Raw genomic sequence first — 22,441 nt, 5'->3', positions numbered from 1 at the left:
ACCTTTACGTTGGAGACGCTTCCGGCTCCGCCAAGTTGCGAACCGCCACATGCCGAAAGCGCTGAGGACATAGCAAGAATTAATAGCAGTTTACGCATAGGTGATTCCCAAAACATTCGAAATAGCTGCTAGCGAACGGCGGAACGCAAAGCCACCCCCTTTTACGAGGAGTTGGATAGACCGGTGCAAAATGGCGGAGAGATAGGGATTCGAACCCTAGGTACCGTCACCGGCACGCCGCATTTCGAGTGCGGTGCTTTCGACCACTCAGCCATCTCTCCGCAATTCAAAGGGACTGGTCATTGCCGTGCTAAAACGGCGTGCCCCTGTGACAGAGCGGGGCCATTAACTTAAGTTTTTCGCTTTGCCAAGCCACAAGGTTGATTTGCGCGCGAGAAGATATGATATTGTAGGGATGAATGACAAAATACCTCTTCCAGAAGTAGCTGAAGCCGCGTTTTCGATTGGTGCCGTCGTCCGCCACCGCATATTTGATTTCCGCGGGGTTGTATTCGATATAGATCCGGTTTTTGCCAATAGCGAAGAATGGTATCAGTCGATCCCGGAGACTGTGCGGCCAGCGAAAGATCAGCCATTTTACCATCTGTTCGCGGAAAATGCTGAGAACAGCTATATCGCTTATGTCAGTCAGCAAAACTTGCTGCCCGACCACAAGCAAGGGCCGATCAACCATCCCGGAATTAATGCTGTTTTTGAGGGATGGAACGGAGATCAATATCAGCTGAAACGTTTAATGCGTCAGTGAGATCGGGCGGGCATCGCGGCAATCCACTGGCGCAGCAAATCCACGCCCTCTGTGTGAACCGTTGACCTGCCAAGTTCGGGCATGGCGATGCCGGGATCCTTACTTTCCATACGTTTTACAAGGATAGATTTGTCCGGCTCGCCGGGCGCGATAATGAAATCCAGATCACCGCTTGCCCTACCCGCAGCTACAGGCCGTTTTCCGATACCAAAGGCTGCCGGATCACGTGCTGAGCCGTCAAGAAACAGACCGCTGTTGCTCGCTGACCCCTTTGGCGCATGACAGTGACCGCAGTTTACCTTGAGATATTCTTGCGCGCGTTCCTCCAATGATCCACTGCTTTGTGCATCCCATCTGGCAAATGGCTTAAGATCCGCGAGTCTGGGTGCCATTTTCAGCAATCTTTGCTGATCGCCCTTCTTAAGAAACTCCATATTTTGCCAAACCGGGCCAATCGGCAGGATGTCGTTCGCAGACGAATGGCATTGCTTGCACTGGTTTTTGTTCGGCACGGCGTAGCTGATTGGCGTTTTGATACCCTGATGGGCGAATGTAACCGGAACACGCGTTCCGCCTACCCGCAAATCCGCGTCCTTACCATCGGCGCGCCAGACATACGGCAACGCGACCCATCCTTGCGACTTGTGTAAGAGAACACGCGTTTCAATGACGTCGAGACCGCCTGAAGCTGCGGGATAACCAAAGTTTTTAATTAATGCCGTTCCGACCGGAAATATAAGTTTACCATTGGCATCCGCACTAACAATGCCTTGGGCGGGTAAGTAAATGAAACGCTCTTTAACGGCGTAGTCGCTGAACAACGGCGTGCGCAATTGATAAGGGATGAGCCTCGCAGATGGGTTTGACGCGTTTCCTTCAAAAAAACCAAAGGCGGACAATGCTGGAGGGTTTTCTTGCCCTACAACCGCGCCATCGGTAGTATCTGCGGGCGCGGCCGACGTAGCCACCGCTGCTGCAAAACATGCAATGAACGGTAGGATGAACCGCATCAGCGGACCACGGCTTCCATCGATTCCGGTAAGGTTATTGCGGGCAACGCAGCAGGGCGTGACGTGGAACGTTCCAAAGGAACGGGCTGCGCCGTTGCGGTGTCTGCCTTTAGGTCGGTGAGCCCAAGTGACAGGGCGGCAACCTCATCCTGAATGTTTGGCCGAAGTTCCGACCCACCAGCGCCATCCCAGAAAATGGCAGGAAAGCTTCCCCCCATCGCCGCCGCGATTTCGGTTCCACCACGAAATTGGGGCGCCCATCCAGCACGGCTGTGCTGATTATCCCAAATCACCACATCACGCGGTGTCGGATCGTATTTTGGATCTTCGAAGGGAAAGCGATAACCAACGACCATTATGTTGGTTGTGCCGTTTTCTCCAATGACGTTGTCAAATATCTCGACCTTACGATTGGCCATCACCATGATGCCCGTGCCTGTTGGGACATTGGCGACGATATTGCCCTTTGGCGCAAAATTCTGAGTCATATTGTCGACAATGATATTGCCGAAAATGCGGACATTGTGCCCACCCATTTGCGGCAGATTGGGCAAATCGAACACCAAAATGCCGCCCGTATTGTGCGTGGCGATATTGTCATAGACGTCGGCGTCAAAACTGTTTTCTATTTCGATACCCGCAACATTTTCCACCGCAGTGGAATTACGCACAATGATGTTGCGCGATTGCCCAACGTAAATGCCTGCATCGGAAGCGCCACGGACCAGCACCGAATCAATCAGTACATCTTTGCTTTCAACAGGGTAAATTCCGTACGCGCCGTTCGACGACTTTGGACCGCCGGTCCATTCGACCCGCAATTTGTGATATATGATGCGGTCCGCGCCCTTGGATTTAATTCCGTCACCCTTGCTGTTTTCAACCGCAAATTCCCGCAACACAACGTCGTCCGACGTCACCAAAAGCCCTTCTCCGGCCCCTTGCTGCCCCGAAAAATCGAGCGTGGTCTCAAGCCCGCCCTGCCCTTTAATCGTAACGCCGTTAACGTCGAGCGACAGGCCGTCGGTAAGAATGAACCTGCCCGCGGCCAGTTCGACAACATCGCCGGGTTCGGCGGCGATAAGAGCCTCCTGCAGCCGCCCTTGCGCGCCATCCCCCGGCGTGACCAAAATGGTCTTCGCCTGAAGCGGTTGAATGTGCGCGCATAAAGCAGCGCTTGCGAACATCAGGTCCCTCATCCTCATGATGGCAGCATGCATCAGAGGAGGGTAAATGCCAAGAGCGATTAAATAGTGTCGCCCAAGATCCAGTCGACGCCAGCGTCGGCGTGAATTTCGGTACTGTCGTAAATAGGCAGGACGTTTGCTTTGGTATCAACAACCATGCTCAATTCGGTGCAGCCGAGCACAACGGCCTTGATGCCTTCCTGATCAATTTCCGTGATGATTGTTTTCAGCACCCGCTCGGAATTGCGTTTCACAATGCCTTGCATCAACTCATCGTAGATAATGCGATCAAGATCCTTCACGTCGTCTATTTCCGCTGGCAACAGCGAAACGCCGTGCTTTACAAGACGCTGGCGGTACCAATTTTCTGCCATTACGTTCACGGTGCCAAGCAAGGCTGCAGAAGAAACCCCATCAGCCTTCATTTTTTCGCCAACTGTGTCGGCGATATGAATTACAGGGATTGAGATCGAAGCCGCAACCTCGTCGAAAACCTTATGCATGCTGTTGGCCCCAATCAGCAACGCAGTTGCCCCTGCCTGCTCCAGACGGCGCGCGGAGGTCGTGAGCACCTTGGCGACATGGGCCCATTCTTCCTCGGAACTTGCCCTGCCAATATCGCAAAAATTGAGGCTCTCGATCAACATCGGGGCGTTACACGTTCCGTTTGTCCGCCGAAGGACCTGTTTATTGATACGGGCGTAATATAGCTCTGTGGAATACCAGCTCAAGCCGCCAATCAGTCCAAGTTTACGCATCCTGTTGTCCTTCAAATTACTCGTTATTCGCACCAAGGACGGGGTTCTCGCCGCCGGACAGCCGCAATTGCAAACCGACAAAGGCCCCGGTCTTCACTGTTCCGACGCGCTTTCCCGAACGGATTGATGACCTACGCTTAGTGTTGCAGGGCTTTGACGATGTCTTCGCACATCTTCTTTGCGTCTGCGAGGAGCATCATAGTCTGATCCATGTAGAACACGTCGTTGTCGACGCCGGCATAGCCCACACCGCCCATTGAGCGCTTTATGAAGAACACAGTCTTGGCCTTATCGACATCGAACACGGGCATGCCATATATCGGCGATGTCTTGTCGGTCTTCGCCGCTGGATTAACCACATCATTCGCGCCGATGATAAACGCAACGTCGGTTTGCGCGAATTCGCTGTTGATATCCTCCAGCTCAAACACTTCGTCATAAGGCACCTGCGCTTCGGCCAGAAGGACGTTCATATGTCCCGGCATACGTCCCGCCACGGGGTGAATTGCATATTTGACCGATACCCCCTGCTTTTTCAGGACATCAGCCATTTCGCGCAAAATGTGTTGAGCCTGCGCCACCGCCATGCCGTAGCCTGGGACAATGATCACGCTTTCGGCCTGCTGCATCATATAGGCCGCATCTTCGGCCGAGCCCCGCTTCCACGGACGCTGCTCTTTGGCTGCCCCTCCGGTCGCCGCGGCCTCGGCACCAAAGCCTCCGGCGATAACGCTTATGAAACTGCGGTTCATCGCCTTGCACATGATGTACGACAATATGGCCCCTGATGAGCCAACCAGCGCACCAGTGATAATCATCGCAGTGTTGTGCAGCGTGAAACCCATGGCGGCGGCAGCCCAGCCAGAATAGCTGTTCAACATCGAAACCACGACTGGCATGTCTGCTCCGCCGATTGGGATGATGAGCAAGAAACCAATCAGGAATGCGAGCGCAGTGATAGTCCAGAAAATCCAAGGGGACTGATCAACGGTAAAATAGGCGATCAGACCGAGGATGGCTGCCAATGTGCCCAAGTTGATTACATGGCGAAGCGGCAACAATATCGGCGCACCGGACATCTTGCCTGCAAGTTTCAGAAAGGCAATGATAGAACCCGAGAAAGTAATCGCACCGATTGCGATACCCAGGCCCATTTCAACACGGCTTACCGGGTTTATAAGTCCATCAGCGCGGTTGATGCCAAATGCCTCTGGGTTCAAAAAAGCGGCGGCTGCGACAAGCACCGCCGCCATGCCAACGAGGCTGTGAAACGCCGCCACAAGCTGGGGCATATCAGTCATCGCAATCTTGCGCGCCGTTACCCAACCAATGCCGCCGCCGATGGCAATGGCACCCAGTATCTCGGGCAACGCTGCGACCTCATGTGTGATCAATGTCGTCACAACGGCGATCAACATGCCGGCCATACCGAACCGGTTGCCGCGCTGCGAAGTTGCTGGCGATGACAATCCGCGCAGTGCCAGAATGAAAAATACGCCCGATATCAGATAAGCGAGCATGACCCATGCGGGGGGAGCAGCATGTTCCAATTTAGCGCTCCTTCTTCTTGTACATCGCCAACATGCGCGCCGTGACAGCAAAGCCGCCAAAGATATTGACGCTGGCCAATGCCACGGCAATCAATCCTAGCCATTTGGCGGTTGGTGATCCACCTGCGGCCGAGGCGATTAACGCGCCGACAATGATGACCGAAGAAATCGCGTTCGTCACTGCCATCAAAGGCGTGTGGAGCGCGGGTGTAACTGACCAGACGACATAATAGCCCACGAAACAGGCCATCACGAAGATGGATAAAATTGAAATAAAGTCCATGGTTGCTCCTATTAGACCGCGCGCGCTTTGAGCAATTGCTCATCATATGTGAAACCACAAAACCTGCAGACTTTTGCATCGCCTTTTACGATCTCCGCACACATCGGGCATTTTTTGCCGCCGGAGGCTAATGCTTCTCTCTCGGCATGTTCTGCGTTCGGTTTAATGATCAACACATGGACAATTGCAACGATAAATATAAGAGTTCCATAAAGCCACCAAGGAAAGAAACTGCGGCCTTTGCTCTTAGCAATCATCCCAACGATGCATCCAAGCATCGCAACAAATATTACATACTCCATTGCCTGCCCCTCAACCCAACAACCTGTCGCTCACGACCTTACCGTCCTTCGTCAAACGAATTGCTGCTGTAATTTCGTCGTCATCGGGCAATACCGGCAAACCCGCATCCTTGTCCCAAAATGCGGAGAGGAAATTAAACAGGTTGCGCGCATATAATGCTGATGAATCCGCCGCCAAATGCGCTGGCGTGTTGCTGTAGCCAACGATTTTCACGCCATGCTTGATAATGATTTCATCGGGCTTTGACCCCTCGACATTGCCACCTTGCGCGACCGCAAGATCAAAAATCACTGAGCCTGGCTTCATGCTGGCAATCTGTGCATCCGTAACCAGACGCGGTGCCGGACGCCCCGGTATCAAAGCAGTTGTGATCACAATATCTTGCTTGGCGATATGGGCCGAGATAAGTTCAGCTTGGGCTGCCTTATAGTCTTCCGACATTTCGGTTGCATATCCGCCAGCGCCTTCACCCTCGATGCCAGCAACATTTTCAACGAAGATTGCTTTGGCACCCAGCGATTCGATTTGCTCCTTTGTTGCGGAGCGCACGTCGGTCGCAGATACCTGCGCACCCAACCGGCGGGCTGTAGCAATCGCCTGAAGTCCGGCAACGCCAACTCCCATGATGAATGCCCTCGCGGCGCTAACCGTGCCTGCTGCGGTCATCATCATCGGAAAGGCGCGGCCGTAAATCGAGGCAGCCTCAATCACCGCTTTGTATCCTGACAAGTTGGACTGCGACGACAATATATCCATCGACTGCGCGCGGGTAATACGCGGCATAAATTCCATCGCCAGAGCTTCAACGCCGGCTTTGGCATACTCATCGACGCGCGAGCGCTGCCCAAATGGATCAAGGCCAGCCACAAGCCATGCGCCGGGTTTCATGCCGACAAGGGCCTTTGGATCCGGCCCTTGAACGCCAAGAACGATATCCGCATCCTTTAGCACGGAAGCCGAGTTGCCCGTTGAAGCGCCAGCGGCTTCGTAATCGCTGTCGCCAATCGACGCACCGGCCCCCGCTTCACTCTCGACCGAAACCGACGCACCAAGCGCAATAAATTTCTTTACGGTTTCAGGTGACGCAGAAACGCGGGTTTCGCCGAGGGCCGTTTCCCTCAAAACAGCGATCTTTACCACTTAAGCCGCGCGGCTTGCGATGATCAGAACCACAATCGCGACTACAACTGCCGAGACAATGGTGCCCCATTTGAAAAAAGTGACGAAACTTGAATATGTCTCTTTCGCCGGACCTAGGTCGTGTTCGTTTGTCAAAACAGCCTCCATATAAACTTATATTACGCAAGAGCCATAACTGGTGATTTTCCAATGCTCAAGCGGGTTGAACAAAGAAAATATCATCGCTGCTTAATCGGCTCTTTACCCATTTGCGTTACCACGCTGTCCAGAGACTATATTTGGACATCGCATGCAGGAACGTGAAACCCGATTATTGATGCTTGTCGATGACGAACCGGCGCAGTGCAGGCTGGTATCGGCCATTGCTTCACGCGCAGGATGGCGCACTGTCTTTGCGCGCGATGCAGAGACTGCCGTCGCCATGTTGGGTACGCAAGATGGCATGATGCTTGACGCGATCTTGCTTGATCAATGGGTTCCCGGTGCAGATTCCGCGGCGCTGATTTTAGAATTAAAGTCGCGTCGCCCGGCGCTTCCGATATTGCTGATGACATCCATTGGATCGAACGAGGCCGCAATTGCCGCGATGCGGGCCGGTGCATCCGATTATATCATAAAGCCTGTGGCGCCCGAGCGGCTTATCGCCGCTTTGAGCATGGCTGCTGACAGTAGTAAGGAAATGGGAGAGCTTCACCCGCTGACCGAAAAAATTACGCAGCCATTGGCATTCGAGGAAATTATCGGCTCTGCACCCGCATTGCGAACAGCCCTCGCAATCGCTGCGAAAGCCGCAAGAAGCCGCGCGCCGATTTTTATCGAGGGCGAATATGGCGTTGGCAAGGAAGTCGTTGCAGACGCCATTCAGGCAGCCAGTCCACGATCAAAAATGCCGTATCTGAAGGTCAATTGCGGTGTGATTTCGGAAAGCCTTCTTGATTCTGTACTTTTCGGCCATGAGAAGGATGCTTTCGCAGGGGCTTTTGACCGGCGCATCGGTATTTTTCAACAGGCCGAGGGTGGAACGGTGTTTCTTGACGAAGTCGATTTGCTTCCTCCGGAAACGCAAGTTCGGCTTGTTCGTCTGTTAACGCAAAATGAAATCTCGCCCGTAGGCGCGTCGCACAGCTACCGGGTTGACGTCCGTCTGTTATCCGCAAGCAATTCGTGCCTCGTGGACCATTTGACCACCGGCGCCTTTCGCGAGGATCTCTATTACCGTTTAAATGTCGTTCAGCTTACCATTCCGCCATTGCGCGATCGCACTTCGGACATACCTGCGCTTGCCCGTCATTTCCTTGGCCGCATGGCGAGCCAGCCAGGGCTTCGGAGCCTTGGCATCACCGACGAGGCGTTGACGATGCTACGCGGTTATGACTGGCCCGGCAATGTCCGCCAGTTGCAGAGCGTGCTTTTTCGCGCGGCCGTACTTTGCGACCGGGACGCGTTGACGCCCGAAGAATTCCCGCAAATATCCGCTACGGTTGGCGTGCCGGGGAATGGTGGCTCTGGCGGCGCTGGCTCGAACGACGGGATTGGCGTCACCTTGTACGAAACCGACGGAAATATGCGCCCGCTTGACGAAATCGAGGCAGATGTCATTCGCCTCGCCATTGGTCATTATCGCGGCCGCATGACTGAGGTGGCCCGCAGATTGGGTATCGGCAGGTCAACCCTGTATCGAAAACTTGCAGACCTCGGAATTAGTGACGCGGCTTAGTTGCTTTTCCCCAGCAGCGCTTGCGTGACCCAAAAACCCACAAGCGATGCAGAGCCCGTCAGGACGGTTCCCCATATGATATCAAGCACAGTGATTTTTGTGCTCCACACCTTCAACGTGGCATAGTTGGTCAAATCATACGTCATGTAACAAAAGAACCCGAGCAGCGAACCCCACAACAACGCGGTTTGCCATTTCCCCGAGTGAAGCGCCGGGCCGACAGCAAAAATCATCATGCCCAAGATGTACAGCACGTAGAAGATGACTGCTGGCCCCATGCGAAAGCCACCTTTCATCAGCAATTCGCCTATTTCCGGCTGATATAGCCGCGTAAACATAGTACGCAGCCAGACACTGTCGATAAGCGCAAACGCAACACCAGTGGCGATGTAGCCGACGATATATTTTATAAGCATATCTGTTTCCCTAACGATCGCATGTGATTGCCAATGCGAAGGTGCCGGGTCAAGGCAGCCAAATGGCTGTAGACTATGCTGCCGCAGTCAACGCCGTGTCGCGCAGGCCTCGCCAGACTTGAATGGCCTGCACTGTCTCGACCGCATCATGAACGCGAACGATATGCGCACCTTGTTCAACCGCCCGCAGCGCTAGAAAGATAGAGGCGCCCAGGCGGTCGTCGGCAGCTGCCTCATTTGCAAGCGCTCCGATCAAGCGCTTTCTGCTCGCGCCAAATAATAATCCACAACCAAGGGCATGATAAATGGCCAAATTGTTGATTATCGCCAAATTCTCGGCGAGCGACTTGCCAAACCCAATGCCCGGATCGACCAATATCTTGTCTCGACTAATTCCAGCTGCTTCAACGCAAGCAACCCGGTCCTCGAGCCAGTCAAACACATCGCACACCACATCTGTGTACACGCCATCCTTATGTGGATCGCTGCTTTGACTTGGAGCATGCATCAGGACTACTGGCACAGCGCTTGTACGTGCAACGTCAACAGCCCGGTCGTCATACAATAATGCCGAAATGTCGTTAATCATACTGGCACCAGCTTGCACAGCGCCCTCCATTACGGATGCTTTACGTGTATCGATGGACACCGCCGTGCCAGCGCCGGATAGTCGGCGGATCAATGGTTCAACGCGGGAAAGCTCTTCCCCTTCCCAAACCAGAGCAGCACCGGGCCGAGTGGACTCCCCGCCGATATCGATTATTGCCGCCCCAGCACTCGACATCTCGAATGCGGCTTCGGCAGCAACATCAAGGTCCAAGTTCTTGCCACCATCCGAAAAACTATCCGGCGTCGCGTTGATAATCCCCATCACATGCGGCTGATCCAGCCTGATCGTGCGCGATCCCAGTTGTAGCGCGGCACGTGGCGCGGTGATGCGTTCAAGAAGCGATGCTGACCGGTCGCGATCTGGAGCAGAAAGCGCTGCGATGAAGTCAGGCCATTGACTTACAGCCACCAACTGCCGCCGCGTTGAATTTGCGCCGCGCTCGATATATTCAAGCTGCGAGAACCACAGCATCGTTCCTGCAAGCCGCAGGGATTGCCCTTCATGCCGCTGTGGGCTTTCGACAAAGCCAGTAGGGCGTAAATAAATTTTGTTCACGGTTCAGTGGCAAGCAGATATGTTTGACGCAAATCGTCAATTGGTTTCAGCGCGCCGTCTGGCGCGGCATAATGCCAATAGGTCCAACCATTGCAACTTGGCGCATTCTGGATCGTTGAACCGACCTTGTGGATCGAACCATCAACGACACCGCAGATGATCGAGCCATCAGCGCGCACAATCGCCTCAAATTGGCGCTTGCGGTCAAACAAGCTCACCCCGGGGTTCAAATAGCCAGCTTCAACCAACTGGCCAAAGGCAACCTTTGGTGCAGATTTTGGCGACTGCATCGTTTTTATGGCGCTTTCGTCGAGCGGTAATGCGGCTGCAATGCGTTCCTCGGCTACTTCACAATAAAGGGCTTCGCGTTCGCAGCCGATCCACTCGCGACCGAGACGTCGCGCAACCGCGCCTGTCGTTCCAGTTCCAAAAAACGGGTCAAGCACGACATCGCCGGGCTTCGTGCAGGCCAACAATATGCGGTAGAGTAATGCTTCGGGCTTTTGAGTCGGGTGCGCCTTGACACCATTACGCTTCAAACGCTCCTGCCCGCCACAAATAGGTATCAGCCAGTCCGAACGCATCTGCAGTTCATCGTTAAGCGTTTTCATCGCGCGATAATTGAACGTGTATTTCGACTTTTCGCTTTTTGATGCCCAAATCAACGTTTCATGGGCGTTGGTGAAGCGCGTGCCTTTAAAATTGGGCATCGGGTTGGACTTGCGCCAGACAATGTCGTTGAGGATCCAATAGCCTGCGTCCTGCACAGCCGTTCCGACGCGGAAAATATTATGGTAGCTGCCAATCACCCATAAAGACCCATTGGGTTTCAATATCCGCCGCGCTTCAGCCAGCCATTCGCGGGTAAACTTGTCATATATGGCGAAGCTGGCAAACTTGTCCCAGTCATCGTCGACCGCATCAACCTTGCTGTTGTCGGGGCGCAACAAGTCACCACCAAGCTGCAAATTATAGGGTGGATCGGCAAAGACCATGTCGATCGAGCAGTCGGGTAAAGAACGCATCGCCTCAATACAGTCCATCCGCAAAATTTGATTGCGCGGCAGTTCGGGTGCCGGTGCCAGCTTCGCTTTTGCTGCTGGTCTAATTTTCTCTACGACACCCATTGCCCACTCCCCCGGCGATTAAGATGCAGCGATGAGTCAGCGCGCGCGCAAGGTCAAGGTTATTTAAGGGCAAGAAACCGCCGAGTGGCAGCGGCTTACACCATCATATGGGAGGAACGAAACGAGTCCGGCACAAGATATGGAGTCCGTTGATTCTTTGGGGACTCAATCCCTAGTGGTGTTGCCTGAAGGACTCACTGCCCAAATAAATTCACAACAAAAGCAATTGGGACACAGGCGCGAAGCTTTTCCGGTGCAACGGCGATGGACCATGCTGCCGAAGTGCGGCGAGATGGTCGGGTGTTCCGTACCCTTTGTTCTTTTCCCAGCCATAATGTATATGCTGTTGCGCGGCTGCGCACATCATCCGGTCGCGATGTTCTTTTGCAATAATGGATGCAGCCGAAATGCAGGGTTCGAGTGCATCCCCGCCAACAATTGCCCGCGCAGTCCAGCGCCATTCGGGGCGCCGGCCTGCTGGCGTTAAATTGCCGTCGATAAGGACCTCAAGCGGGTCGCAGCCAAGCTGCGCGCAAAGAGCATCCACCGCCAGCGTCATGGCGAGCATGGTCGCGCCGAATATATTCAGACGATCAATGTCCTCGACCTCAACCACACCGACAGCCCATTGGCACCGGCGCTTAATCATGGCTTCGAGTTCGGCCCGGCGAGCAGCGGTCAGTTTCTTGCTGTCGTCCAATCCTGATGGACGTGGTTTGCACAAAAGCACGGCAGCAGCGACAACAGGGCCTGCCAAAGGGCCGCGTCCAGCCTCATCCACACCAATTATCATTCCGAACGCCACATGTTAGAAATTTCTTGAGCATCGTCGCGGCGATTTGTTTCAGCTACACATTCGCGCATAATTACGAATGTCTTGTGGTCCCGAAGGCGCTCAAATGCCGCGTCCCGCGTCGCAGCGTCAGGCCATCGTGCTAAAGCGCTAAATCGACCATTCTCGGCCCGAAAGAGAGCCGACCCGAGCGACCCCTCTTTCAAAAGCAGGTTGGTTCCATCATTCCAAGTCGAGATGAATTCCTCTTCGCGACCCGGATGAACTGTCCATTCAAAAAAAGTGGCCAGCATCAAGAATTAATCCGCCAGGCTGGGTAGCGCCGGTTTTCGCCTGCACTGTATAGGCAGACCATGTTTCCTGCCGGATCAAGCAAGCGCGCCTCCCGCCAGCCCCAGCTTTGCTCTTGCGGCATGTGCTCGAAAACATAGCCCTGGCTTGAAAGCTCTGTGACCCAAGCATCGAGGCGCTTGCTTTCGAAATACACCACCGTTGAAGTGGAGCAATCATCGCTTTGGTGAATGGAGAAGGTTACCCCATTTGGCACTTCGAACCGCGCATAGCCATTGGCTGGGCTGTCGACGATCTGGTTTAGGCCGAGTGCTTTGTAAAAATCCACAGACGCCGCGTAGTCCCGGCAACCAACGGTTACCTGATTGAGCGATGGCCCGGCGACCATTGCGTCTTCCCGCACCGACTGATGCCCCATCGGGCCGTGACCCTGACCTAATCCTGGTGCGTCGAGCAGCGCAAGGCGCACGAACAAGCGCGCACGTTCGATGGCAGCAACAAGCTCCATTCCCTGCCCCAGTCCAGTCGCGATCGCCGTGGCCAGCGTGCATCCTGTGCCATGTGTACTGCGCGTTTCGATCCGCTGGTCGCTCCAGATTACGCTTTGTCCAAGCGCCAAATGAAGTTCGTCAACGATATCTTCGCCGTCGGCATGGCCACCTTTTAAAAGCAACGGGATGCGCCGCGCCAGCAAAGCATCCTTGCCGCCCAAAGCCTTCAACTCAGGCACATTGGGGGTGGTCAAAGTTGCAAGACGCATCAACCGTTCAAATGCCGAAATGGTGTCTCCATCAGCCAACACAGCGCCACTGGTAGCCACCATGACCGGGTCGAAGATAATCGGGCATGACAATTCTGACAGGCTATCGGCAACGGCATGCGCGGTGTCTGCATTGCCGATCATCCCGATTTTAACTGCATCTACCCCAATGTCGCTTACTACCGCAGCGATCTGGTCAATCACGATGTGCGTCGGGACCATGTGCACGGCGTCGACGCCAAGCGTGTTTTGTGCGGTAATGGCCGTGACCGCCGTCATTGCGTGGCCACCTAACATCGTCACCGTTTTGATATCCGCCTGGATCCCTGCACCGCCGCCACTATCGGAGCCAGCGATAATCAATATGCGAGCAGAAGCGCCTTTATCCATCAGGACGCAGCTTCGCGCACGGCATCGCATATACGGTCAACAATGCGCTCCACTTCCGTTGCATCGTCTCCTTCAGCCATCACGCGGATGACGGGTTCAGTTCCGGACGGCCTAATGACAAGCCTGCCCCTACCGGCCAGTTCGGCTTCAGCCTGCGCAATCACGGCTTGAACATCAGGATTATCCAGCGGTTTGCCTCCACTAAAGCGGACATTTTTAAGCAATTGTGGAACTGGATCAAACAAATGCAGCAGCTCGCTTGCTGGCTTGCCGCTTGCGACAAGTTGGGTAAGCACCTGCAACGCGGCGATAGTGCCATCGCCGGTGGTTGCGTGGTCAAGCATGATCATATGGCCGGATTGTTCTCCGCCCACGTTGATTCCATGTTTGCGCATCTCCTCCAGAACGTAGCGATCGCCCACCTTTGCACGAATCAGGCGCAAATCCTGGCTTTCAAGATAGCGCTCAAGACCAAGATTGGACATCACAGTAGCGACAATTCCGCCACCGGTCAGTTTCCCGCTGCGGTTCATGGCGCACCCCAGTAACGCCATAATCTGGTCGCCGTCGACGATTCGTCCATGTTCATCGACCACGATCAGCCGGTCGGCATCACCATCAAGCGCGATGCCGATATCGGCACCAGCAGCCACCACGGTTTCCTGCAGCGTGACCACATGGGTGGAGCCGACCTTGTGGTTGATATTCTTGCCATTGGGTTCAATGCCAATAGGGGTCACTTTCGCGCCAAGTTCCCAAATGGCAGTCGGGGCGACCTGATACGCGGCACCATTAGCGCAATCGAGGACGACGTGGAGGCCGTCGAATCGGATATGTTCAGGGACCGAGGCTTTTACCGCATGGATATACCGCCCGCGGCTGTCCTCAATCCGCCGCGCACGGCCAACGTCCGCCGCATCCGCCAGGGTGACAGGCAAGTCCAGCAGTGCTTCGATCGCCAACTCGTCCTTATCCGACAGCTTATAGCCATCGGGGCCGAAAAGCTTGATTCCATTATCTTCATATGGGTTGTGGCTGGCCGAAATCATAACGCCAAGATCCGCGCGCATGGACCGGGTCAGCAGTGCAACCGCGGGCGTCGGGATTGGTCCAAACTGGACAACGTCCATGCCAACACTGGTAAAGCCTGCGACAAGCGCATTTTCAATCATATAGCCTGATAAACGCGTGTCTTTGCCGATCACAACGCGGTGCTTATGGCCACCGCGCAGGAAATGTCTTCCTGCCGCTTGGCCAACTTTCATCGCCATCTCCGGCGTCATCGAACCCGCGTTTGTGCGCCCCCTTATGCCGTCTGTTCCGAAATATTTGCGCGCCATTATCGTTCCTGCCTTTTTGCGGTCTTTTATTGATTTTACCGCGCCGCCCCGCCTCTCCCTTGCATAGGGAGCGACGGGCTGGCAAGACCCGATGATATGTCAAACGCTACCCGCATCCTTCTCGCGCTCGTCATCGGGCTTGCTCTTGGAATTTTCGCTGCGGGGGAGGTGCCAGCCATCGGCACGCAAATCGCATATTGGCTCGATATCGTCGGCTCGCTCTGGCTTAACGGTTTGCGGATGACGGTCGTACCGCTTGTAGTCGCACTTCTCATCACCGGTATCGTAAAAAGCGCCGAGGCTGCGCGCGCTGGCCCAATGGCTGCCCGCACTGTGCTGTGGATCGTGTGCATCATGTTGCTTTCTGCCATCATGGGCGCCGTATTAACACCAGCCCTGCTATCACTTTGGCCAATGCCAGCAGAAAGCGCCGCTGCTCTCCGATCTGCTCTTACAACAGTGCCAGCGGTTGCCGAACAGCCGCCCATGCGTGATTTCCTTGTTGCCTTGGTGCCGACCAACCCGGTCTCGGCCGCCGCGAACGACTCAATCCTGCCATTGATGATTTTCACACTGACTTTTGCTTTCGCCATCACGCGCCTCACGCATGAACCGCGCGCACAGATGGCAGGGTTTTTCAGTGCGCTTGCCGAAGCGATGATAATAGTAATCGAATGGGTATTAAAACTTGCACCCATCGGGGTTTTTGCGTTGGCCTTTGTGGTGGGTGCCCGATCAGGCTTCGCCGCATTGGGCGCAGTTGCGCATTATATCGTCACCGTTTCTATTGTAGGGATCATTGTCGGCGCGTTCGCTTATCCAATTGCGGTATTAGCAGGCAAAGTGGGATTTGGTGATTTCGCGCGCCGTATTGCGCCTGTTCAGGCATTCGCCGTATCCACCCAATCATCGCTCGCCAGCCTTCCGCTCATGCTCAAGAAATCAGAAGAGTTGGGCGTCCGCGAAACCACCGCTGGCTTGGTGTTGCCCATGGCCGTGGCATTGCTTCGTGCGACTGGCCCGGCGATGAACCTTGCCGTTGCCTTATATGTCGCGAATTGGTTTGGCGTGAAACTTGACGCCTTCGATTATGGCGTCGCGATATTTATCGCTGCGCTCACATCGATGGGCGCGGTCAGCCTTCCCGGCTCGGTAAGCTTTGTTACCTCTATTGCACCCATTTGCCTGGCGCTTGGCATCCCGATTGAGCCGCTCGCCCTGTTGATTGCGGTCGAAACACTACCCGATATCTTCCGTACCACCGGCAATGTGCAGATGGACGTCGCACTAGCGACTGTTATCGAAGCCCCCGAAAAGGAGAAAGCCAATGCAATATCGTGAACTAGGCCATGGGTTGAAAGTATCTGCACTCGGCGTCGGCTGTATGCCGATGATCAAGGGCGGCAATATCACTTATGGCGAAGATGCCGATCCAGATGAGGCCATCAAAACCATTCATGCGGCCATAGATCTGGGCATCAATTTTTTCGACACCGCACAAATCTATGGCCCATTCCAGAACGAAGAACTTGTCGCAGAAGCGATTAAAGGGAAGCGTGACGGACTTATCATCGCCAGCAAATTTGGCTTCAAATTTGACGGCGCAAACATCGTGGGTGTCGATGGTTCAGCTGCAAATGCCAAATCTGCCGTAGAAGGCACACTAAAGCGCCTCGGCATCGACTGCCTCGATCTCTATTACCAGCACCGCGTTGACCCCGGCATCCCGATTGAAGAAACCGTGGGCGCAATGGCGGACCTCGTGACCGAAGGCAAAATCAAACATATCGGCTTGTCCGAAGCTGGGCTAGAAACGCTGCGGCGTGCTACCGCAGTCGCGCCAATTTCTGCGTTGCAGAGCGAATATTCGTTATGGGAACGCGACATCGAGGATGAAATATTGCCGACCTGCCGCGCGCTGGGCATTGGATTTGTCCCTTATTCTCCGCTTGGACGGGGGTTCCTGACGGGTGCTTTCCGGAGCCTCGATGCATTGCCCGAAAATGACTGGAGGCGGCAAGATCCGCGCTTTCAAGGCGACAATTTTGCTGCCAACCTCGCCATTGTCGATGTCGTTGGTGAAATCGCTGCAAAGCACGATGCATCACACGCACAGATCGCGCTTGCATGGCTCTTGGCGCAAGGCAACGACATCGTCCCTATTCCGGGTTTCAAGCGGCGGGTTACCATGGAGGATAGCGCGAAGGCGGTTGATATCATGCTCGACGCAGACGATCTGGCGAAGCTTGATTCAGCCGCGCCACGTGGTGGAACGGCAGGGCCCCGTTATGGCGAGCGCGGTATGAAGATGGTTCGGCTTTAAACGCCCACCCAACGGAATACGCCAGCACCAGCCACACCCCAATAAGGATGCGCCCAAGTCGCCGCAGCCCAAATTAACGTGCCAGCAATCCACGGTCCGACGCCGACTTTAGGCAAGGCGCCGGGCCGCACCATAAAATGCGTCCGCCGCAGCCAGGCGTCCCATTGGCCGCCCATAATGTTGCGTTTCTTGATCTCCTGCGCCTTGGAACCTACCAACGCGAGGAACACCAAACTGCCCGCAAAGATGAAATTGTCAACGCGCGGTGCGACCAGAATATGGGCGATTCCCCACAAGGCAAATCCCCACATCATGGGATGTCGGGTCACTTTGAACACGCCCGATGGTGCCTGCGCTGCAAGCGCATCAGGAACACCGGGAAGTGAAGGGTTGCGTATAAAAGAGCCCGAAAGCAGCACTGCGGCAAACAGTGTCAATACGCTGGCACATACCCAAATAATGTCGCCAACCGGCCACACACCGGCTGCCTTTGGCGCACGTCCAAATTCAAAAATCATCCAGACAAAAGACGCAAGCGATACCCCGGAATAGACCAGCATGAACCCATTTGCGCCAAAGCGCCGGACCAGAGGCGCGCGCAAGGTATGTGACATGAGGAAGTGGCTGCCGACGAACAATATGCTCGCGGCAACCAGTGATAGATAATTGTCCATTACGTCTACTCCCGCCCCCGGATGCACCCGTTCAATACGAATTCCTTACCTCAACGGTCATATGCCTTTGGCAGATCGCCTTCAGTTGGCCGCGCATAACGGTCACGCAGTCGGTCTTGACGGTTTCCGAGCGGTTGTTCGATACCGTCAATGATGACTGTGGTGGCGGCGCTCGATAGTTCAAGCGGATCACCGTCCCATATAACGACGTCGGCGGCTCGGCCTGCCTTCAGGCTGCCGAACCGGTCGCCTACCCCCATGATGTCAGCCGGAACCGAGCTAATCGCAGCGAAGGCTTCGTCCCATGTCAAACCGGTTGCACCGGGTACAAATTGCAGGCTGACTAAGTTGCCAGCATATTGTGTTGTGTAGCGTACTTGATGCGAGTCATTGTCATTGATCATGCCAATCGCAACCTCGACGCCGGCGTCTTTCATTCGGCCAATATTGCTTTGCGTGGCACCAAGCATTTCAAATGTTGCGGGCAAATCGTTCAGCGCCGAAGCAATGACTGGAATGCCAGCCTGCACGAGTTGAGGTGCAACACGCCAGCCCTCACTTGCGCCAACAAAAACCATTTTGACGGTCGGGAATTCGCGCTTCAACTCAATCAGCCGAAGCATGTCATTTGCGCCTTCGACATGAATCAACAGTCGCGTTTCACCGCGAAGCACCGATAACAAGGCCTTTGCATCTTCCGCCTTTAACAGCTCATCATCAAACGCCCCGCGTCCTGCGGCATAATCCTGCGCCTCACGCAACATGGCGCGGAAGTGAAGATGGGTGCCCGCACGGCTTCCCCCCGCAGACGCAGCACCTTCTTCGCCAAATTCGGCAAATTGAAAAGCACGCGCCTTGGTCACAGGATCGGTATCTGCACCAAGATCGGCGATTGCACCTTGGCCCGCAAAAATATTACCCGCTGCTTCAGGTGCCACCACTGCGCGGGTGACGCCCGCCGAACGGTTGACAGCAAACGGAGAACGGAACGGATCAATAGCAGGCGCAACGTCGATTGCTGCGGAAAATCCGCTTCTACCGCCGCTTTTGTCATTGGTGCCATTGACGGCCTCCACTTCCGCCAGCCCGAGTCTTGTGAAACCAGCAAAGACACCCGGCGTTACCCATTTTCCAGTTGCGTCAATCTGGCGCGCCCCCGCAGGCACGGCAACGCCTGATCCTGCGGCAACGACTTTGCCGTCACGGATGACGACCGTGCCGCCATTAATCGGCCCACTGCCGTCACCGATGACCACACGCCCACCAGTGATCGCGATTGTTTCTGCGGCAACAGGCGCTGCAAATGCTGCCAATGCAGCGGCGGCATAAAGGAAATGCCTCATTTCACATCTCCTTCGCCAGGTTGGCCAAGTTCAAAATCGCTCACTGGGCGTATTTTCGGGTTGCTTGCATCAAACATCAACGCGCCGTCGATCCACACCTTGCCAGGCCGCGAATACACACTCAGCGGGTTGCCATTCCACAAAACGAGATCAGCCATTTTTCCGGGCTTAAGGCTGCCTGTCTTATCAGATATGCCAAGCGCCATGGCGGGGTTGTAGGTAAGCCATTTGATGACTTCGGCATCGCTAATATTGAAACCCATGCGGCGGCCGTCGGCTTGCGCCTTTGCCGCTTCCTGGTTCAAACGCTGGATCTGGTTTTCGTCGTCCGAGTGAATAATGACGCAAGCGCCGCTATTGTGCAATATGGCTGCATTTTCGGGGATAGCGTCATAGGCCTCCATCTTGAAGCCCCACCAATCCGCCCACACGGCCGAACAGACCTTGTTATCGCGCAACAAATCAGCGATTTTATAGCTTTCAACGGCGTGGTGGAACGTAGAGACCTTATAGCCAAATTCCTTGGCCATATCGAGAACGATCGCCATTTCATCGGCACGATAGCAGTGGTTCTGAATCGAAATGTCACCATCCAAAACGCCAGCCAGCGTTTCCATGCCAATGTCGCGCGTGAAATCTTTGCCGCTGTCGCGCTTTTTCCTATATTCCTGCGCCTTAATCCACGTCTGACGATTTACCGCGATGTTCCCCATTCGGGTCGACGGCATCCGGCCCTTGGCGCCATAGACACGCTTCGGGTTTTCACCGCACGCCATTTTCAAACCATATGGCGCGTCAGGAAATTTCATCCCCTGCACTGTGCGGGCGTAAACATTTTTGAGAACAACCGACCGGCCACCCATCAGGTTTGCCGAGCCTGGCAACACCTGAAGCGCAGTGATCCCGCCATTGGCGAGCGCGCGGCTAAATCCGGGGTCCTGCGGCCATACGCTGTGTTCGGCCCACACCTCTGGTGTTGTCGGTGATGTGGCCTCGTTGCCATCGCTATGCGCTTCAACCGACGGCGTTGGATAATCACCCAGATGGGAGTGGATGTCGATAATACCGGGGGTCACAAATTTACCGGTTCCATCGATGACCATGGCATCGGCCGGTATAGCTGCGTCGGCCCCGCCAACGCTGCTGATCTTGCCCCCCGTCATGAACACTACGCCATTGTCGATCTTACCGCCCTCGCCATCATAAATGGTGACGTTACGAATGGCCGTGGCAACGCCGGGATAGGCTTTGTACGTTGAAGGAAAGGGTGCTGGCACCTTTTCCGATGACTTAGTCGCAGGGTCGGACGACGCGGTCTTTGGACCTTCCGCGTTTGAGCAGGCCATAAGGGCCAAAGGCAGCACAAGATATGCGCTGCGCAATGCATTCGATATTGGCATAGATTAACTCCGGTTTGTCGGGTGAACGCCAGCAGCAGCAGGTTCGCCTGCTTCTGCGTAGCCTTCCAAAGGCCCATCGTCACGCAACGTGTCGAGGTGCATCAGTTTCTTGATCAGCGGCGAGATGACGACAACGGCAATACCGACACCAATCGCAATCCAGCCAATTTGGCTGTAGACCGCCATCACGACCTCACGGCCAGCGCCTTCGCCGGACGCTGCTTCCGAACCCGTCGCTGCTGCAATCAAACCGGCAGCAAAATTGCCCGTAGCCGATGCAAAGAACCACGTTCCCATAATCAATGAAGCCAGATGGGCTGGTGCAAGACGGTTCATCGCGCTTAAGCCGACTGGAGACAGGCACAATTCGCCCGTTGTGTGGAACAGATAGATCAGGAAGATGAACAACACTGGCACCATGCTGTCAGCGCCAGCCGCTGCCGACCCTGCGACCAACACCAAAAAGCCGATGCCAAGCTGAACAATGCCAAGGCCGAATTTGGCAGGAGCCGAAGGTTCCAATCCCTTGCGGCCAAGCGACGTCCAAAGCCAAGCGAACAGCGGCGCAAGCAACACGATATATATCGCATTCAACGACTGGAAAACCGAGGCTGGAACGCCCGAGCGGTCCACATGGCGGTCCGTAAACAGGTTAAGAGACGAACCCGCTTGCTCAAACAATGCCCAGAACAGGATCGATCCGATAATCAGGAACATCGCTGCGAAAATGCGGTCCCGGTCATGTGGCTCCAGCTTGCGCACCGCCGTCCACAGGACATAAGCAACCAAAATCGCGCCCGCGACGCCAAGCAAGCCGCCAACAACCGCCTGATTTTGGACCAGCCACCAACAAATGACGACAGCGACCAGGCCGACCAGATAAATGAGCCATTCAAGCTTAATGCCAAGCACCGGCTTGTTCAGTGCCTCAGGGTTCAGCGGCTCTCCGCGACCCAGCAACAAGGGCTTGAACACAATAAACACAATAAGGCCGAGCAGCATTCCGACGCCTGCAGCGCCAAAGCCATAGGACCAGCCATAGGTTTCGCCCAAATATCCGCACAAAAGCGCACCCAAGGCTGCGCCTAAGTTAATGCCCATGTAGAAGATTGTATACGCACCGTCACGGCGGACATCGGTGCGCGGATAAAGTTGTCCGACGATTACCGAGATATTCGCCTTCAAAAAGCCCGACCCGACAATGATGAATGCCAGAGCAAGCCAGAAAATGTTCAGCGAAGCAGCATCCTGGCCGCCTGCTCCCTCAAAGCCCATAAGAAAGTGCCCGAAGGTCAGCAAAACGGCACCATAAGTGACCGCCTTTCGCTGCCCAAGGTATCGGTCCGCCAAATAGCCACCCAACACCGGCGTAATGTAGACCAATGCCGTATAAGCGCCGTAAATGACGCCCGATTTTTCGTCCGAAAACAGCCAATGCTTGGTCAGATAGAAAATGAGCAGTGCGCGCATCCCGTAATAGGAAAACCGCTCCCACATCTCGGCAAAGAATAATACAAAAAGACCTTTGGGATGGCCAAGGAATGTCCCTGCTGCATCTCCATCTTGCGCATATGATGTCGCCATCGAGCGAACCCCTCATGTTTGTTATGTTTGATGTCCCATTGAAAGGGACGATTGCGCCGGAACCTACCGAAAAAATTGCGCCTGTGAAGAATTTTATTGCTTGAACGGACAAATTTCGTCG

General features: G+C 54.8%; 22 protein-coding genes and 1 tRNA gene. 4 read left to right on the top strand and 19 right to left on the bottom strand.

Annotated features, from left to right (window positions below; all coding sequences use genetic code 11):
• Positions 1-191: 191 nt before the first annotated feature.
• Positions 192-281 (bottom strand) — tRNA-Ser (locus tag ACLL9E_RS10645).
• Positions 282-415: 134 nt separating this feature from the next.
• Between ACLL9E_RS10645 and hspQ the strand changes: the two genes are divergently transcribed.
• Positions 416-766: a heat shock protein HspQ gene (gene hspQ / locus ACLL9E_RS10640; protein ID WP_411291712.1), complete on the top strand. Its 351-nt coding sequence runs from the start codon at positions 416-418 to the stop codon at positions 764-766.
• Here the strand turns inward: hspQ and ACLL9E_RS10635 are convergent.
• From ACLL9E_RS10635 to ACLL9E_RS10600, 8 genes are all read right to left on the bottom strand, one after another.
• A complete protein-coding gene (locus ACLL9E_RS10635) occupies positions 760-1,776 on the bottom strand; it encodes an SO2930 family diheme c-type cytochrome (protein WP_411291711.1) in 1,017 nt (338 codons plus the stop codon). The genes hspQ and ACLL9E_RS10635 overlap by 7 nt on opposite strands.
• The gene (locus tag ACLL9E_RS10630; RefSeq protein WP_411291710.1) at positions 1,776-2,963 is read right to left on the bottom strand and encodes a parallel beta-helix domain-containing protein; all 1,188 of its coding nucleotides are present in this window, start codon (positions 2,961-2,963) and stop codon (positions 1,776-1,778) included. The genes ACLL9E_RS10635 and ACLL9E_RS10630 overlap by 1 nt, the downstream gene beginning before the upstream one ends.
• A gap of 59 nt (positions 2,964-3,022) precedes the next feature.
• Positions 3,023-3,721, bottom strand: a complete 699-nt coding sequence (locus ACLL9E_RS10625) for an aspartate/glutamate racemase family protein (protein ID WP_411291709.1) — start codon at positions 3,719-3,721, stop codon at positions 3,023-3,025.
• Between the two features lie 137 nt (positions 3,722-3,858).
• Positions 3,859-5,241, bottom strand: coding sequence for an NAD(P)(+) transhydrogenase (Re/Si-specific) subunit beta (locus ACLL9E_RS10620; RefSeq protein ID WP_411291714.1), 1,383 nt, complete (start codon positions 5,239-5,241; stop codon positions 3,859-3,861).
• Between the two features lie 31 nt (positions 5,242-5,272).
• Positions 5,273-5,554, bottom strand: coding sequence for an NAD(P) transhydrogenase subunit alpha (locus ACLL9E_RS10615; RefSeq protein WP_183940531.1), 282 nt, complete (start codon positions 5,552-5,554; stop codon positions 5,273-5,275).
• An 11-nt stretch (positions 5,555-5,565) separates the two neighbouring features.
• The gene (locus tag ACLL9E_RS10610) at positions 5,566-5,856 is read right to left on the bottom strand and encodes a zinc ribbon domain-containing protein (RefSeq protein WP_411291708.1); all 291 of its coding nucleotides are present in this window, start codon (positions 5,854-5,856) and stop codon (positions 5,566-5,568) included.
• Between the two features lie 10 nt (positions 5,857-5,866).
• Entirely contained in the window at positions 5,867-6,997 is a 1,131-nt protein-coding gene (locus ACLL9E_RS10605; RefSeq protein ID WP_411291707.1) for a Re/Si-specific NAD(P)(+) transhydrogenase subunit alpha, read from the bottom strand.
• On the bottom strand, positions 6,998-7,132 hold the full coding sequence (locus ACLL9E_RS10600) for an aa3-type cytochrome c oxidase subunit IV (protein ID WP_411291706.1): 135 nt from the start codon (positions 7,130-7,132) through the stop codon (positions 6,998-7,000).
• Between the two features lie 154 nt (positions 7,133-7,286).
• On the opposite strand from ACLL9E_RS10600, the gene ACLL9E_RS10595 reads away from it, so the two are divergent.
• Positions 7,287-8,714 carry a sigma-54-dependent transcriptional regulator gene (locus ACLL9E_RS10595; protein WP_411291705.1) on the top strand — a complete coding sequence of 476 codons (1,428 nt, stop codon included), beginning with the start codon at positions 7,287-7,289 and terminating at the stop codon, positions 8,712-8,714.
• Here the strand turns inward: ACLL9E_RS10595 and ACLL9E_RS10590 are convergent.
• The 6 genes from ACLL9E_RS10590 to glmM all read right to left on the bottom strand — a co-directional run bounded on the left by ACLL9E_RS10590 (position 8,711) and on the right by glmM (position 14,996).
• Positions 8,711-9,130, bottom strand: coding sequence for a DUF2177 family protein (locus ACLL9E_RS10590; protein WP_411291704.1), 420 nt, complete (start codon positions 9,128-9,130; stop codon positions 8,711-8,713). The genes ACLL9E_RS10595 and ACLL9E_RS10590 overlap by 4 nt on opposite strands.
• Positions 9,131-9,203: 73 nt before the next feature.
• Entirely contained in the window at positions 9,204-10,295 is a 1,092-nt protein-coding gene (gene folP, locus ACLL9E_RS10585) for a dihydropteroate synthase (RefSeq protein WP_411291703.1), read from the bottom strand.
• A complete protein-coding gene (locus ACLL9E_RS10580) occupies positions 10,292-11,422 on the bottom strand; it encodes a site-specific DNA-methyltransferase (protein WP_411291702.1) in 1,131 nt (376 codons plus the stop codon). Before ACLL9E_RS10580 ends, folP begins: the two co-directional genes overlap by 4 nt.
• Positions 11,423-11,633: 211 nt before the next feature.
• Positions 11,634-12,215: a ribonuclease HII gene (locus ACLL9E_RS10575; protein WP_411291701.1), complete on the bottom strand. Its 582-nt coding sequence runs from the start codon at positions 12,213-12,215 to the stop codon at positions 11,634-11,636.
• Positions 12,216-12,507: 292 nt separating this feature from the next.
• Positions 12,508-13,656: a bifunctional hydroxymethylpyrimidine kinase/phosphomethylpyrimidine kinase gene (gene thiD / locus ACLL9E_RS10570; RefSeq protein WP_411291700.1), complete on the bottom strand. Its 1,149-nt coding sequence runs from the start codon at positions 13,654-13,656 to the stop codon at positions 12,508-12,510.
• The gene (gene glmM / locus ACLL9E_RS10565) at positions 13,656-14,996 is read right to left on the bottom strand and encodes a phosphoglucosamine mutase (RefSeq protein WP_411291699.1); all 1,341 of its coding nucleotides are present in this window, start codon (positions 14,994-14,996) and stop codon (positions 13,656-13,658) included. The genes thiD and glmM overlap by 1 nt, the downstream gene beginning before the upstream one ends.
• 96 nt (positions 14,997-15,092) lie before the next feature.
• Here glmM and ACLL9E_RS10560 point away from each other — a divergent pair, with 96 nt between their 5' ends.
• Both ACLL9E_RS10560 and ACLL9E_RS10555 read left to right on the top strand, forming a co-directional pair.
• Positions 15,093-16,337 carry a dicarboxylate/amino acid:cation symporter gene (locus tag ACLL9E_RS10560; RefSeq protein WP_411291698.1) on the top strand — a complete coding sequence of 415 codons (1,245 nt, stop codon included), beginning with the start codon at positions 15,093-15,095 and terminating at the stop codon, positions 16,335-16,337.
• Entirely contained in the window at positions 16,324-17,319 is a 996-nt protein-coding gene (locus tag ACLL9E_RS10555; protein WP_411291697.1) for an aldo/keto reductase, read from the top strand. Before ACLL9E_RS10560 ends, ACLL9E_RS10555 begins: the two co-directional genes overlap by 14 nt.
• Here the strand turns inward: ACLL9E_RS10555 and ACLL9E_RS10550 are convergent.
• From ACLL9E_RS10550 to ACLL9E_RS10535, 4 genes are read right to left on the bottom strand one after another with little or no spacing between them, the layout of a single operon-like run.
• Entirely contained in the window at positions 17,316-17,993 is a 678-nt protein-coding gene (locus ACLL9E_RS10550) for an NnrU family protein (protein ID WP_411291696.1), read from the bottom strand. The genes ACLL9E_RS10555 and ACLL9E_RS10550 overlap by 4 nt on opposite strands.
• A gap of 50 nt (positions 17,994-18,043) precedes the next feature.
• Positions 18,044-19,336 (bottom strand): amidohydrolase family protein, encoded by a 1,293-nt coding sequence (locus ACLL9E_RS10545; protein WP_411291695.1) that lies wholly within the window; start codon positions 19,334-19,336, stop codon positions 18,044-18,046.
• Entirely contained in the window at positions 19,333-20,736 is a 1,404-nt protein-coding gene (locus tag ACLL9E_RS10540; protein ID WP_411291694.1) for an amidohydrolase, read from the bottom strand. The genes ACLL9E_RS10545 and ACLL9E_RS10540 overlap by 4 nt, the downstream gene beginning before the upstream one ends.
• A gap of 3 nt (positions 20,737-20,739) precedes the next feature.
• On the bottom strand, positions 20,740-22,320 hold the full coding sequence (locus tag ACLL9E_RS10535) for a peptide MFS transporter (protein ID WP_411291693.1): 1,581 nt from the start codon (positions 22,318-22,320) through the stop codon (positions 20,740-20,742).
• Positions 22,321-22,441: the final 121 nt, after the last annotated feature.

The sequence above is a fragment of the Sphingorhabdus sp. genome, from assembly GCF_046596595.1.
Taxonomy (GTDB): domain Bacteria; phylum Pseudomonadota; class Alphaproteobacteria; order Sphingomonadales; family Sphingomonadaceae; genus Sphingorhabdus_B.
The sequence above is the reverse complement of the archived record's forward strand: the minus strand, read 5'-3'. Positions and strand labels throughout refer to the sequence as shown.